Genomic DNA, 13083 nt, shown 5'->3' on the forward strand with positions numbered 1-13083 from the left:
AAAGTTTCCTAACTAACGCCCCAGCGCACCGTAGTGAGTGAGCATTCAACCCGTCAAGACTCCGCGCAGAAACGCCCTTCGGCCTCCCCCGCAGCCGGGTCGGCCGGGGCGCTGTCGCTCAGCGGTGGGCGGGGGTGGCCGACGGGGTCGCGGCGGCAGGGGCGGCAGGGGGCGCCTCGGGCGCCGGGGCCTGGCGGCGCTCCAGGGCGGCGGAGAGGAGGGCGAGGACGAGCGCGGAGGCCGCCAGCAGCGCGCCGACCCAGTTCGGGGCGGTGTAGCCGAGACCCGCCGCGATCACCGCGCCGCCGAGCCAGGCCGAGAGGGCGTTGCCGAGGTTGAACGCGCCGATGTTCACAGCCGAGGCGAGCGTGGGGGCGCCGTGCGCCTGGTCCAGGACGCGCTTCTGCAGCGGCGGAACGGTCGCGAAGCCGAGCGCGCCCACCAGCAGGATCGTCACCGCGGCGAGGACCTTGCTGTGCGCGGTGAGGGTGAACAGCGCCAGCACCACGGCGAGCCCGCCCAGCGAGGCGTACAGCATCGACATCAGCCTGCGGTCGGCGAACCTGCCGCCGAGCAGGTTGCCGAGGAACATGCCGACGCCGAACAGCACCAGCAGCCAGGTCACCGCACCGTCCGAGTACCCCGCGACGTGGGTCATCATCGGCGCGATGTAGGTGATCGCGGCGAACACGCCGCCGAAGCCGAGTACGGTCATCGCCATCGCCAGGACCACCTGGACGTTGCGGAAAGCGGCCAGCTCCCGGCGCAGCCGGGCCTCCTCGGGACGGGGCAGGTCCGGAACCAGCGCGGCGACGCCGACCAGACCGACCACGCCGAGCGCGGCGACGCCAATGAAGGCGGCCCGCCAGCCGACGGCCTGGCCGACGAAGGTGCCCAGCGGCACGCCGACGACGTTGGCGACGGTCAGCCCGGTGAACATGGTGGCGATGGCACCGGCCTTGCGGTGCGGAGCGACCAGCTCAGCGGCGACCACCGAGCCGATGCCGAAGAACGCGCCGTGGGCGAGCGAGGCCACGATCCGCCCCGCGAGCATCACGCCGAAACTCGGTGCCAGCGCCGAGAGCAGGTTGCCGACGGTGAACAGGCCCATCAGCAGCATCAGCATGGTCCTGCGGCTGATCCGGGTGCCGATCACCGTCATCAGCGGCGCGCCGACGACGACGCCGACCGCGTAGCCGGTGACCAGCAGTCCGGCGGTGGGGATGGACACGCCGTAGTCGCCGGCAATCTCGGGCAGCAGGCCCATGACCACGAACTCGGTGGTGCCGATCCCGAAGGCCCCGATGGCCAGGGCGAGGAGTGCGAGAGGCATGTGGGGCCCTCCGTGCGATGTCTGGTGCGTCTTACATGTGCCGACAATAGTTGCAGACGCGCGCTATAAGCAAACGCGGGCATATGTTGACGGCTGATATTTCACGATGGGGCGTATCCTGGAGGCCCGCCGCCCCGGAAGGAGACCGCGCCATGACCGCGACCGACCCCGCGCTGACCGCCCTCGCCAACGGCTGGGCGGCCCTCTCCCTCCTGCACGGCAGGATCGAGGCGCACGTCGAGCGGGCCCTGCAGTCCCGGCACGACCTGAGCGTGCGCGAGTACTCGCTGCTCGACGTGCTCAGCCGCCAGCACGACGGCGAGGGCGGACATCTGCAGATGAGACAGGTGGCCGACGCCGTCGTCCTCAGCCAGAGCGCCACCACCCGGCTGGTCAGCCGCCTGGAGGACCGGGGCCTGCTGGCGCGCTACCTGTGCCCGACCGACCGCCGCGGCATCTACACCGACGTCAGCGAGGCCGGCCTGCGGCTCCTGGAGCAGGCCCGGCCGACGAACGACGCGGCGCTGCGCGAAGCCCTCGACGAGGCTGCCAAGAACCCCGAACTGGCCGCCCTGGTCCAGGCGGTGGATGCGATGAACCCGTCACCGGCGCAGATCGGTCGCTGAAGTCGCGTAACTCCCTGCAGGTTTCGCAATCCTGCAATATTCGCAGCATTGTGAGCGGCCGTTAGCCACTGCTATCAATGCAGGGCATGAACCGTGCATGCCGGGGGTAAGTCCGTGCCAGCGGATGTCATGGGCATGCAATACGTCCGTTTTGGTGCGGAAGCAGCGGAATGCGAGCGGGGAGACAAGGACGAACATGCGCGTTCTACAAGGGTTGAGAGTCGCGACGGCCGCGACCGTGCTGGCGATGGTTGCTGTCGGATGCTCAGGTGGCGGCGGAAGCGGGGCGATCGGCAACGGCGAAAGCGCCACCGCGAAGAAGGGCCCGGTGAAACAGGGCGGGACCGTCACCATCGCGGAGGTGGGCTCGCAGCCCGACTTCATCTTCCCCTTCGCCCCGGCGACCAATCAGAACGGTTACAACGCCAACCTCACTCAGCCCCTGTGGCCGTACCTGGTTTACGCGGGCAACGGCGGCGAGTCGGTCGTCAACAAGGACAAAAGCCTCTTCAGTTCACTTGTCTACTCCAATGGCGACAAGCGGATCACCATCACCCTCAAGAGCTGGAACTGGTCCGACGGGCAGCCGGTCACCAGTCGTGACTTCACATTCGTCTACAACCTTCTGAAGGCGAACGCGTCGAACTGGAATGCGCACCTCGTCGGGCTCTTCCCCGAGGACGTCGCGTCGGTGTCCACCCCGGACGCCCACACCGTGGTGCTGGACCTGACACAGGCGTACAACCCGGACTTCTACACCGACGACGTGCTCAGCACCATTCCCCTGGTGCCCCAGCACGCCTGGGACAAGACCTCCGCGAGCGGCGCCGTCGGCGACTACGACACGACGACGTCCGGCGCCAAGGCCGTCTACTCCTACCTGCAGCAGGAGGGGGCCAAGACCACGGACTTCACCACCAACCCGCTGTGGCAGGTGGTCGACGGGCCGTGGAAGCTCTCCGAGTTCCGCAGCAACGGCTACTACAGCTACGTGGCCAACAAGGCGTACTCCGGATCGCCGAAGGCGACCCTGGACAAGGTCGTCTTCTCGCCGTTCACCACGGACACCCCGGAGATCAACGCCCTGCGGTCGGGCAGCTCCCTCGACGTGGCGTCGCTGCCGCTGAACGACATCAAGCAGGCACAGGCCCTGACGTCCAGCGGGTACTCGATCACGAGCGTGCCCATCCCGGGCGTGGCCTCGATCGAACCCAACCTGTACAACGCCCAGGTCGGCTCCCTGCTCCGCCAGCTCTACATCCGGCAGGCGATGGAGTACCTGATCGACCGCAACCAGATCGTCGACAAGATCTACAACGGCTACGCCGACCCGGGCAACGGGCCCGTACCGGTCAAGGCCACCGCCGCCTGGGCCTCGCCGCTGGAGAAGTCCGGCGGTCCGTACCCCTACGACCCGGCGAAGGCGAAGGCCCTGCTCCAGGCGCACGGTTGGAAGGTCACCCCGGGCGGGACCTCGACCTGCGTCAGCCCCGGCTCCGGGCCCACGCAGTGCGGTGACGGCATCAGCGCCGGCCAGGGCCTGACGTTCAACCTGGTCTACTCCTCGGGCCGGGCCACCACGGACGTGCAGAACGCGGCCATCAAGTCCTCCGAGGCGCAGGCGGGCATCACCTTCAACCTCAAGTCGGAGCCGTTCAACACGCTGATCAGCACGATCGGCACCTGCACCGCCTCGTCCCACCCGGCGTCCGGCTGCGGCTGGCAGCTCGCGGAGTTCGGCTACGAGCCGTACTCGCTCTACCCGAACGGCACCGGCTTCTTCGACACCGGCGGCAACGGCAACTCCGGCGGCTACTCCGACCCGCAGATGGACCAGCTGATCAAGGCCACGGAGTACGGCTCCTCGACCCAGGTCTTCCAGCAGTACGAGGACTACGCCGCCCAGCAACTCCCCTGGCTGTGGCTGCCGTTGCGCGAGGGCATCCTGGTCTACCGGACCAGCCTGCAGGGCGTCGTCCCGCTCAACCCCTTCTCCGGCGGGCAGGATTTCGAGGACTGGGCGTACACGTCGTGAGGTGCCAGCGATGACCGCCTATCTCGTCCGCAGGATCGGCCAGGCGATCGTGGTGGTGCTGGGGGTCATGGTGCTCACCTTCATCATGATCCACGTCGTGCCGGGCAGCGCCGCCCGGGCCACCCTCGGCACCAGGGCCACCGCCGAGCGGATCGCCATGTTCAACGCCGCCAACGGCCTGAACCAGCCGCTGGCGGAGCAGTTCGTCAGCTACGTGAAGCAGGCGGCGGAGGGCAACTTCGGCACGTCGTACTCCCTCCAGCAGCCGGTCTCCACGCTGATCGCGCAGCGGCTGCCGCGCGACGCGCTGCTGCTGGGGCTGTCCACGCTGCTGGCGCTCGCGGTCGCGCTCCCGATGGGCATCTACCAGGCCGTGCGGCGGGGGCGCGCCGCGGACCACGTCTTCACCGTCGTGTCCTTCGTGCTGTACTCGATGCCGGACTTCTTCTTCGCCCTGGTGCTGGTGGCGATCTTCTCGGTGCAGTTGCACCTGCTGCCCTCCCAGGCCCCGCAGGCGGAGACCGTCGCCGGGATCCTGGCGGACCCCGCCGGACTGGTGCTGCCGGTGACCACGCTGACCCTGGTCAGCGTGGCCGGCTTCAGCCGGTACATGCGGACCTCGGCCATCACCACCCTGGCCCAGGAGTACATCCAGGTGGCCCGCGCCAAGGGCCTGCCGGGACGGCTGGTGCTGCGTCGGCACGTCCTGCGCAACTCCCTGCTGCCGGTGATCACCATCCTGGGCCTGTCGGCTCCGGGCATCGTGGCGGGCGCGGTGATCGCCGAGTCGGTGTTCAACTACCCCGGCATGGGGCTGCTGTTCTACCAGGCGGCCACCAGCAAGGACTACCCGATCATGCTCGGGTCGACCCTGGTGGTCGGCGTGGCCACCGTCCTCGGCAGCCTGTTCGCCGACATCGCCTACAGCTTCCTCGACCCCAGGATCCGCCATGTCGACGCTTGAACCCCTGGACGCGCCCGAACTCCTGCTCGACGCGGGCCCGTCGGCGACGGCCCGCGGCTCCGGCCGGCTCGCGGTCCAGGCGTTCCTGCACAACCGACGGGCCCTGTTCGGGCTGGGCGTGGTCGCGGTGATCGCGGCGTTCTGCTTCATCGGACCGCTGCTCTACCGCACCGACCAGGTCACCGTGCAACTGGACCTGGCCAATCTGTCACCGGGCGGCGCAAACCCGTTGGGCACCGACGCCTCCGGATACGACGTACTGGGACGCCTGATGACGGGTGGTCAGTCGTCCCTCGAGCTCGGCTTCGCGGTGGCGATCACCACGACCGTGATCGGCACCCTGTACGGGGCGATCGCCGGCTACGTCGGCGGCTTCGTCGACGCCGCCATGATGCGGATCATCGACACCTTCCTGGCCGTCCCGGGCATCGTGCTGCTGCTGATGATGGTCAGCATGTTCACCCCCACGCTGTGGGGGATCATCGTGCTGCTGTCGCTGCTCTCCTGGCTCGGCGCCGCACGCCTGGTCCGCGGCGAGGTCCTGGCCCTGCGGACCAGGGACTTCGTCCAGGCGGCCCGCATGATGGGCGGCTCGGGTTCCCGCATCGTGCTGCGCCATCTGGTGCCGAACGCCGCGGGCGTGATCCTCGTCAGCGGCACCTTCACGATCGCCGACTCGATCCTCACCCTCTCGGCCCTGAGCTTCCTCGGCCTGGGCCTGCCGCCACCGCACGCCGACTGGGGCACGATGCTCTCCGCGGGCCTCAACTCCCTGTACGACGGCTACTGGTGGCAGGTGTACCCGCCCGCGGCGATCCTGATCGTCACCGTGGTGGCGTTCAACCTCATCGGCGACACGGTCCACGGCGCCCTGGACTCCTCGACCAAACGCCGCTGATGCCCGTTCCGCCCTGCCCTGCCCGGCAGGGCGGAACGCTTCCTTCCCCGCGTGCGCGGCGCTCAGCGGCGGACGCGGGGCATCCCGAGGCCGATCCAACTGATGATCTCGCGCTGGATCTCGTTGTTGCCGCCGCCGAAGGTGAAGATGACCGCGCTGCGGTAGCCGCGTTCCAGGTTGCCGTGGAGGACCGCGCCGACGGAGCCCTCCTTGAGGGGGCCGGCGGCGCCGACGACCTCCATCAGCCAGGCGTAGGCGTCGCGGCGGGCCTCGCTGCCGTAGACCTTGACCGCGGAGGCGTCCTGCGGGGTCAGCACGTTGCGTTCGACGGCGTCGACCATCTGCCAGTTGAGCAGCTTGACCGCGTCGAGGCGGCTGTGGGCGCGGGAGAGCCGCTGGCGCACCCACGGGAGGTCGATGACCCGCATGCCGTGGGCGAGCTCGGTCTCGCGGGCCCAGGCCTGCACCTCCGCGAGGGCGCGGTTGGCCATGGTGGCGTGGGCGGCGAGGGTGACCCGCTCGTGGTTGAGCTGGTTGGTGATCAGGCGCCAGCCGGCGTTCTCCTCGCCCACCCGCATGGAGACCGGGACGCGAATGTCCTGGTAGTAGCTGGCGGTGGTGTCGTGTCCCGCGAGGGTGCGGATCACGGTGGTCGAGTAGCCGGGGTCGGTGGTGTCGACCATCAGCATGGTGATGCCCTTGTGCGGCGGGGCGTCCGGGTCGGTGCGGGTGGCCAGCCAGACCCAGTCGGCGGTGTCGCCGTTGGTGGTCCAGATCTTCTGGCCGTTGACGACGTAGTGGTCGCCGTCGCGCACCGCACGGGTCTTCAGCGCGGCGAGGTCGGTCCCGGCGTCCGGCTCGGAGTAGCCGATGGCGATGTCGATCTCCCCGGCCAGGATCCTGGGGAGGAAGAACGCCTTCTGCTCGGGCGTGCCGTACTTCATGATGGACGGCCCGACGGTGTTCAGCGCCATGATCGGCAGCGGCACGCCCGCCTGGGCCGCCTCGTCGAAGAAGATGAACTGCTCGAAGGCGCTCATGCCGCGGCCGCCGTACTCGGCCGGCCAGCCGACGCCGAGCCACCCGTCGGCGCCCAGTCGGCGGTTGACCTCGCGGTAGAACCTCTTCTGCTCACGCGGGTCGTTGAGGCGTCCGTGCGCCTCGGGCGGCATCAGGTCCCGGAAGTAGGCGCGCACTTCGGCGCGGAGCCGCTGCTGCTCCGGGGTGTAGTCCAGGTGCACGACGCCTCCAGGTGCGATCGCTGCTGTCCCTGCTGCCGTTCCGTCCGTCGCAGCGCAGACTAGAACGCGTTCCATAAATCCGGAAGAGTCACGCGCGGGTCCCTCCCGGGCCTCGACCGGAGGCGCCCCCGTCGCACCGGGGGTGACCCGCGAGTAGGGTGCAGCCACGCGGACCCCGCCGGGGCTCGCGCGGGCACCGCTCCAGGGAGGGTCACCGGCATGCGCATCGCCGTCATGGGCGCCGGCAGCATCGGCTGCCACCTGGGCGGACACCTCGCCCGGCAGGCCGACGCCGAGGTGACCCTGATCGGCCGCCCCACGGCGATGGCCGTGGTCGCCGAGAAGGGCCTCACCCTGACCAGCGGCCGCCGGGAGCCGCTGCACGTCCCCGCCGACCGGATCGCCGTCGCGACCGAGGCGTCGGCCGCCGCCGGCGCGGACGTCGTGCTGGTCACGGTCAAGTCGGACGGCACCCGCGCTGCGGCGCGCGAGCTCGCGCCGCACCTCAAGGCGGACACCGTGGTGGTCAGCTTCCAGAACGGCCTGCACAACGCCGAGGCGCTGCGCGAGGAACTCCCCCAACTGACAGTGCTGACCGGGATGGTCCCCTACAACGTGCTCCAGACGGAGCCGGGTTGGTTCCATCAGGGCACCGGCGGCGCCCTGATGCTGGACGACGACGCGTCCGGCGCGCCGCTCGTCGCCGCGCTCACGGCCGCCGGACTGCGCGTCGAGCCGCGCGGCGACATGCGCGCGGTCCAGTACGCCAAGCTGCTGATGAACCTCAACAACGCCGTCAACGCCCTCTCCGGGGTCCCCCTCCGCGCCCAGCTGAGCGACCGCTCCTACCGCACCTGCCTGGCCCTGTGCCAGCGCGAGGCACTTGCCGCGTTCCGCGCGGCGGGCGTCACTCCCGCCCAACTGGGCGCCGTACGGCCAGCTCTGATGCCACGTCTGCTACGGCTTCCGGACCCGGTGTTCACGCGTCTGGCCAAGGCCATGCTCGCGATCGACGCCACGGCTCGCTCCTCGATGTGGGAGGACCTGCAGCGCGGGCGTCTCACCGAGGTCGACTCCCTCCAGGGCGAGGTCGTCGCCCTGGCCGGACGGAACGGGCTCACCGCCCCGGCCAACGCCCGGCTCGCCGCGCTCGTCCACGAAGCGGAGCAGGCCGGGCAGGGCGCCGCCCGCGCGTGGTCCGGACCGGAGCTGCTGGCAGCGCTGCGCGCGGACGCGTGAGCGAGCAGGGCGGGAGGGACGCGAAAAGCGAGAAAGGGGAGGCAGGCGGCAGGGGCGAGAAGGCGCGGTACCGAGGCCGCGCGCCGCGGCGCGGCGCCCGCCGCCCGCTGCCCGCCCCGGCGCACATGCGCTACTCGGCCACCCAGTGGTTGGTCCGCAGCGTCCGCCCGGCGAAGACGACATCGCACTCCTCCAGCAGGCGGAAGCCGAGCGAGCGGCAGACGCCGTTGGACGCGCCGTTCTCCACCCCGGGGAAGGCGTGCACCGGCCCCCAGCGGCCGTCCTTGCGGGCGAGCGCCAGCAGGGCGCCGGCCGCCCAGGTCGCGACCCCGCGCCCTTGGTGCTCGGGAAGCACCATCCAGCCCATCTCCGAGATCAGCCGCCCGTCCTCCTCGTGGGACCAGAGCACCACCGAGCCGGCGACCTCGTCCTCGTTCGTGACGATCATCTTGATCCAACCCTCGTTCGCCGCCACCGTCTCGACATCCCTGGCGACCTTGTCGGGTATCGTCTCCGCCGGCAACGGGCCGCCGAGCTCCGCCATCATGGCCGGGTCGCAGCGCATCCGCGTGTAGGCCTCGACGTCGCCCAGCTCCACATCCCGCAGCCTCACGCCGACTCCTCCTCAGACGGGTTCACTCGCCCCATCCTCCTCCCCCGGGGCGCGCTCCGCGGGGAGTGCGGCCAGCACGCCGACCGCGAGCAGCAGCCAGAGCGCGCCGAACGCCGACACCTCGCGCGCACCGACCGCAGCGGCGACGGGGCCTGAGCGGCGCGGCGAGGGCCAGCGCCGCCGGGGCCGCGACGAAGAGCGCGGTCATCGCCACCGCGGCGAGCAGCGGTGGACTCGGCCGACGGGCCGGGCACGCACGGCCAGCGCACCAAGGAACGCTCCCGCTCCGTAGCAGCCCGTGATCGCGCCCCATGCGCCCGCCCCGTCGATTCCGCGCGACGCCAGCAGGGGCCCGAGCACCGGAACGGCGCCCAGAGGAGCAGGTTGAACCGGGCCATGTGCAGGGTTGTCGTCCACATCCAGGTGCGCGTGCGGAACTCCCGCCAACCGGAACGCGGTTCGCCGCGGGAGGTGAGCGCACCGCGCATCCCGCCGACGCGGACGTGCTCCGGCATCACCTGGCGCCGCAGGGCAAGCGCCCTGACCGCGAAGGTGGCCGCGTCCGTCAGCAGCGGCGCCGCCGAGCCAACCCGCTCACCGACCGCCGTGCGCCCGCCGGGACGCCCCTCGCGGACCGCTGCCCGCTCACCGGTCACAGGCGGCTCTCCTACCGCCGGGCCGCCGAGCTGTTCGCCGAGGCCAGCCGCCCCTTCGATCCCGCCGGACGGGGCCTCACCCTGCACCGTCTCAGCGTGTTGCCGTGGGCGGGGCCGGGCGGGAATGCCTAGGCTGTGCACGGAGGTTACCGGTGAGTGTGGAGGACGGAAAGGCCGACGTCGTGCCGCTTCGCCCGCAGGCGGGCGAGGACGGCGGAGCGCCGGCGCGGACGCCGCTGCGGGTGCTGACACTGCCCGACCGGGATCGGGTGGGGATCGTGCTGGTCTGCCGCAGCCGCGCGCTGGCACAGGCGACCTTGGACGAGTGCGTCCGGCTGCTGCCGGGGGCCGACCCCGCTCCCGTCGCCGCCGTCGGGGTGGCGGCCGAGGGCGTGGTGGCGGCCGCGCGCCAGGTCGACCAGGGCATCGGCGTCGCGGTGCTGTGCGATCTGCCGGAGACCGCCGAGGCCGTGCTCGCGCTGCTGGACCGGGCCGAGGAGCTGGCGCTGCCGTTCCCGATCCGCTTCTGCGACGCGCCGCTGATCGAGGGCGCGGTACCGGCCGTCGCCACGGCGACCGCGGGTGGTGACCTGGCTGCCGTCGCGGAGGCCGCCGAGGACGCCTACCGGGTCCGCAAGACCCCGCCGCATCACCCACCGCACCTGCTCGGCAACTGATCCGGGCGGCCCGTCGCGCTCAACCCTCGGGCACGCGGGTGAGCGGGGACATCAGGGTCCGGTCGACGTGCTCCTTCACGGCGTCGGCGGCAACGTGCTCCTCCACGGCGTCGGCGGCGACCTGCTCGGCCCGGCCGTACGGGCGCTCGCCCCCGGCGGGTGCCTGGTCGCCTTCAGCTCCGGCGGCGGCTCGATCGACGCCTACGAGCTGCTGGTGCGCAGCGCGTCCGCGATCGGCTTCCAGATGGCGGCCGTCGCGCGCGACAAGCCCGCGACGTAAGCCCGTTGGCGCGCGGAGCTGTGGGCGGCGTTCCGGTCGGGCGCGCTGCGCGCCGCCGTCCACGCGACGAGCACGCTCGCCGAAGCCGCCCGCGCCCACGCCCGCGCGCCGATCGAGGCCCGGGCGAACCGGGGCAAGTTGGCGCTGGGCCGCAGCGCCTGCAAGGCCGCCCCGGCGGGCCCGCGCTCAGGCTTCGGTGACCGTCCGGCCCGGCATCGCCTCCGCGAGCGCGGCCCGCCAGGGCGGCGCGCCGAAGGGGTCGGCGAAGTACTGCGTCTCGTGCACCACATGCTCGTCGGCGAACTGCATGACGCTCACCGAGTACGAGGGCACACCGTCGTAGGTGATGAGGCATTCGCTCACCCACAGACTCCCCTGGCCGCTGATCCGCAGAACGGTGAAGTGCCGGTCGGCCGGGTGGCCGCCGCGCTGGGTCGAGATCGTCGACCGGCCGCGGAACCGCTCACCCGACTGCGGGTAGTCGAGGATCGCGTCCGTGGCGTAGAGGGCGTGCTCGGCCTCGATGTCCCCGCGTTCCGAGGCCCGCCAGTGCTCCTCGATCGCGGCCCGGGTCCGGGAGTCATCATCCATGGCACCGCCCTTCTGTGGCGCTGCCAGCGTAGGCACTCCGGACCCCGGGCGGTCCGGGGCCACGCGGGCCCCGGCCGCCGGGTCCCTCCTTCGGCCTTATCGGAACCCGGGTGACTCGGGCTGCTCCCAGGCTGGCCAGGGGGATCAGGTCGAGCGCGCCGCCTGCCGCTCGGCCGGGGCAGGTCGAGCGCGCCGCCTGCCGCTCGGCCGGGTGGGACCCCGCGTCAGGCGCGGGGACCGGGGGGCCGAGGCGGGGCGCCCGACGAACGTCATGTCTCCGCCCTCCCTCCATGCCGCCGCGACGCGGAGAGAGTGGTCAGGACACGCCTGGCGTGATCGCCGACAAGGCGAACCAGGTGGCCTCCTCGTTCCGCAGCGCCAGGCGCACCTTCTCGCGCTGGTGCGGCGTCACATCCGCCGGGAGGTCGTCGACCTCGAACCAGCGCACCTCCAGCGACTCGTCGTCGTTGACCCTGACCTCGCCGTCGAGGTAGCGGCAGCGGAACACCAGTGCCAGGTACGTGGCCTGGTCGCCGTTCGGGTACACCACCGGTGGATCGACCATCACGGCGACGAGCCGCTCCGGGACGACGCGCACCCCCGTCTCCTCGAACGCCTCGCGCACCACGGCGTCGCCGGGCGCCTCCCCGGGCTCCAGGATCCCGCCGAGCAGCGCCCAACGGCCGTTGTCGGAACGGCGGGTGAGCAGCACGCGGTCACGGTCGTCGAGGATCACGCCGGTGATGCCGCTCAGCCACAGCGGATCACGGCCGACATGGGCGCGCAGGTCACGCACGAACTCCGGTACAGGCATGGCGCCCACCCTACGGGTCGCGCGTGGCCACGGCCGGACGCGCTGTGGTCGCGTCACGGGAGTGCCTGGCGGAGGCGCGTCGTGGTGTTGTGTCGCGCCCTGTCGATCAGAGCCGCCGGGCCGATGACATCCGGCCAACTCCGGGTCTACCGTTGATCGGCCGGTGCAGGACCGGGGCGAGCGGGGGGAGCGCCGATGCCGGACACCGCTGTGCCGCTCGGGGACGACGCCCCCGCGCGGAGCGACACCGTCTGCGATGTGGTGGGCTTCGTGCTGCTCGCGGCCTGCGCGGCATGGACGGACTACTGCGCGTCCGGACGGGAGGCGCACCCGGAGGGCGTCCTGCTCGGGCTGCTGGCCGTCGCCGCCGGGTACGCGACGGGCCGTATCGCCGGGGCCCTGGCACCGCTCGGCGGCCTGCTCGTCCCGGCCGCCGCCGCGGCCGTGTTCGCGCCCGCCTTCGGCGGGCGCGTCCTGGGTGGCGACGCCGTCGCCGCCCTGCTCTCGCTCGCGGTCGGCGCGGCCTGCTGCGCTGGGTACGCGGCCCGCGAGCGCGGCCTGCGCTGGACGGCGCGCGGCTGCGTGCTGCTCGCGCTGGCCCTGACGGCGGAGTCGCTGCTCACCGACGCGACCCTGGGCGCGCTCACCTGCGGCGGCACGCTCGTGGTGGCCGGATCCGTGTACCGCGCCCGGAACCGCCGTCGGTCCCTGGTCCTGCTCGGCGGCTGCGTGGTGCTGGCAGTCGGCGCGGTGCTGGTCTGCGCGCACGGCGGCGGCGACCCGGCGGCGGGCGGTCCGACCGCGGGCGGCCCGACCGCGGAGGTGTCCGCGCAGCGGCTCGCGGTCTGGCGCGACGCCTGGCACGGCGTCGCCCAACAGCCGTGGCGCGGCGTCGGCCCCGGTGACTTCACCGACGGCAGCGCCTCCTCGGCGGCGCTCCAGCAAGCCGCCGAGCAGGGCTGGCCCGGCCTGGCCCTGCTCGGCGGCGCCTTCGCCTGGTGCCTGTGGTCGCTCGGCCGCTCACCCCGGCCGACGCCGGTCACGCTGAGCGCGGCGGGCGCGCTGACGGCGCTCGGCGTGCAGGCGGCGGCAACCCCTGTGCTCAGTGTGCCGGCC

At 72.0% G+C, this 13083-nt stretch carries 13 protein-coding genes and 1 pseudogene; 9 read left to right on the forward strand and 5 right to left on the reverse strand.

The genetic code is table 11. The features are described 5' to 3' along the window. Nucleotides 1-118: 118 nt before the first annotated feature. Complete coding sequence (locus TR48_RS08815) at nt 119-1333, reverse strand: MFS transporter (protein WP_042365384.1); 1215 nt, start codon at nt 1331-1333, stop codon at nt 119-121. Between the two features lie 152 nt (nt 1334-1485). On the opposite strand from TR48_RS08815, the gene TR48_RS08820 reads away from it, so the two are divergent. The 4 genes from TR48_RS08820 to TR48_RS08835 all read left to right on the forward strand — a co-directional run bounded on the left by TR48_RS08820 (nt 1486) and on the right by TR48_RS08835 (nt 5856). Beyond that, complete coding sequence (locus TR48_RS08820) at nt 1486-1959, forward strand: MarR family winged helix-turn-helix transcriptional regulator (protein ID WP_042365385.1); 474 nt, start codon at nt 1486-1488, stop codon at nt 1957-1959. 328 nt (nt 1960-2287) lie between these two features. Next, nucleotides 2288-3994 carry an ABC transporter substrate-binding protein gene (locus TR48_RS08825; RefSeq protein ID WP_161789796.1) on the forward strand — a complete coding sequence of 569 codons (1707 nt, stop codon included), beginning with the start codon at nt 2288-2290 and terminating at the stop codon, nt 3992-3994. 10 nt (nt 3995-4004) lie between these two features. Next, nucleotides 4005-4958: an ABC transporter permease gene (locus TR48_RS08830; protein ID WP_042365387.1), complete on the forward strand. Its 954-nt coding sequence runs from the start codon at nt 4005-4007 to the stop codon at nt 4956-4958. Further along, entirely contained in the window at nt 4945-5856 is a 912-nt protein-coding gene (locus tag TR48_RS08835) for an ABC transporter permease (protein WP_042365388.1), read from the forward strand. Before TR48_RS08830 ends, TR48_RS08835 begins: the two co-directional genes overlap by 14 nt. Nucleotides 5857-5918: 62 nt before the next feature. On the opposite strand, the gene TR48_RS08840 is transcribed toward TR48_RS08835, so the two are convergent. Beyond that, the gene (locus tag TR48_RS08840) at nt 5919-7097 is read right to left on the reverse strand and encodes an acyl-CoA dehydrogenase family protein (RefSeq protein ID WP_042365389.1); all 1179 of its coding nucleotides are present in this window, start codon (nt 7095-7097) and stop codon (nt 5919-5921) included. A gap of 219 nt (nt 7098-7316) precedes the next feature. On the opposite strand from TR48_RS08840, the gene TR48_RS08845 reads away from it, so the two are divergent. After that, nucleotides 7317-8336 carry a 2-dehydropantoate 2-reductase gene (locus TR48_RS08845; protein ID WP_042365390.1) on the forward strand — a complete coding sequence of 340 codons (1020 nt, stop codon included), beginning with the start codon at nt 7317-7319 and terminating at the stop codon, nt 8334-8336. A gap of 130 nt (nt 8337-8466) precedes the next feature. On the opposite strand, the gene TR48_RS08850 is transcribed toward TR48_RS08845, so the two are convergent. Beyond that, nucleotides 8467-8949, reverse strand: a complete 483-nt coding sequence (locus TR48_RS08850) for a GNAT family N-acetyltransferase (protein WP_042365391.1) — start codon at nt 8947-8949, stop codon at nt 8467-8469. Nucleotides 8950-9452: 503 nt separating this feature from the next. On the opposite strand from TR48_RS08850, the gene TR48_RS45325 reads away from it, so the two are divergent. The 3 genes and pseudogenes from TR48_RS45325 to TR48_RS46780 all read left to right on the forward strand — a co-directional run. Further along, entirely contained in the window at nt 9453-9737 is a 285-nt protein-coding gene (locus tag TR48_RS45325) for a hypothetical protein (RefSeq protein ID WP_042365392.1), read from the forward strand. 20 nt (nt 9738-9757) lie between these two features. Continuing rightward, nucleotides 9758-10282 (forward strand): PTS fructose transporter subunit IIA, encoded by a 525-nt coding sequence (locus tag TR48_RS08860; RefSeq protein ID WP_369405565.1) that lies wholly within the window; start codon nt 9758-9760, stop codon nt 10280-10282. Nucleotides 10283-10382: 100 nt separating this feature from the next. Then, nucleotides 10383-10709, forward strand: a pseudogene (locus TR48_RS46780) (zinc-binding dehydrogenase); the annotation flags it as partial. Nucleotides 10710-10748: 39 nt separating this feature from the next. Here TR48_RS46780 and TR48_RS08870 read toward each other — a convergent pair. After that, on the reverse strand, nt 10749-11153 hold the full coding sequence (locus TR48_RS08870) for a nuclear transport factor 2-like protein (protein ID WP_042365393.1): 405 nt from the start codon (nt 11151-11153) through the stop codon (nt 10749-10751). 316 nt (nt 11154-11469) lie between these two features. Next, complete coding sequence (locus TR48_RS08875) at nt 11470-11967, reverse strand: NUDIX hydrolase (protein ID WP_042365394.1); 498 nt, start codon at nt 11965-11967, stop codon at nt 11470-11472. Nucleotides 11968-12162: 195 nt separating this feature from the next. Between TR48_RS08875 and TR48_RS43035 the strand changes: the two genes are divergently transcribed. After that, the coding region (locus TR48_RS43035; protein ID WP_052442510.1) for an O-antigen ligase family protein at nt 12163-13083 on the forward strand (921 nt) is incomplete at its 3' end.

This window comes from Streptacidiphilus neutrinimicus (assembly GCF_000787815.1).
Taxonomy (GTDB): domain Bacteria; phylum Actinomycetota; class Actinomycetes; order Streptomycetales; family Streptomycetaceae; genus Streptacidiphilus; species Streptacidiphilus neutrinimicus.

Excerpts from the sequence above, each read along its gene's own strand:
- TR48_RS08815 (WP_042365384.1), bottom strand. The coding sequence starts at position 1,333 with ATGCCTCTCGCACTCCTCGCCCTGGCCATCGGGGCCTTCGGGATCGGC.
- TR48_RS08820 (WP_042365385.1), top strand. The coding sequence starts at position 1,486 with ATGACCGCGACCGACCCCGCGCTGACCGCCCTCGCCAACGGCTGGGCG.
- TR48_RS08830 (WP_042365387.1), top strand. The coding sequence starts at position 4,005 with ATGACCGCCTATCTCGTCCGCAGGATCGGCCAGGCGATCGTGGTGGTG.
- TR48_RS08835 (WP_042365388.1), top strand. The coding sequence starts at position 4,945 with ATGTCGACGCTTGAACCCCTGGACGCGCCCGAACTCCTGCTCGACGCG.
- TR48_RS08845 (WP_042365390.1), top strand. The coding sequence starts at position 7,317 with ATGCGCATCGCCGTCATGGGCGCCGGCAGCATCGGCTGCCACCTGGGC.
- TR48_RS08870 (WP_042365393.1), bottom strand. The coding sequence starts at position 11,153 with ATGGATGATGACTCCCGGACCCGGGCCGCGATCGAGGAGCACTGGCGG.
- TR48_RS08875 (WP_042365394.1), bottom strand. The coding sequence starts at position 11,967 with ATGCCTGTACCGGAGTTCGTGCGTGACCTGCGCGCCCATGTCGGCCGT.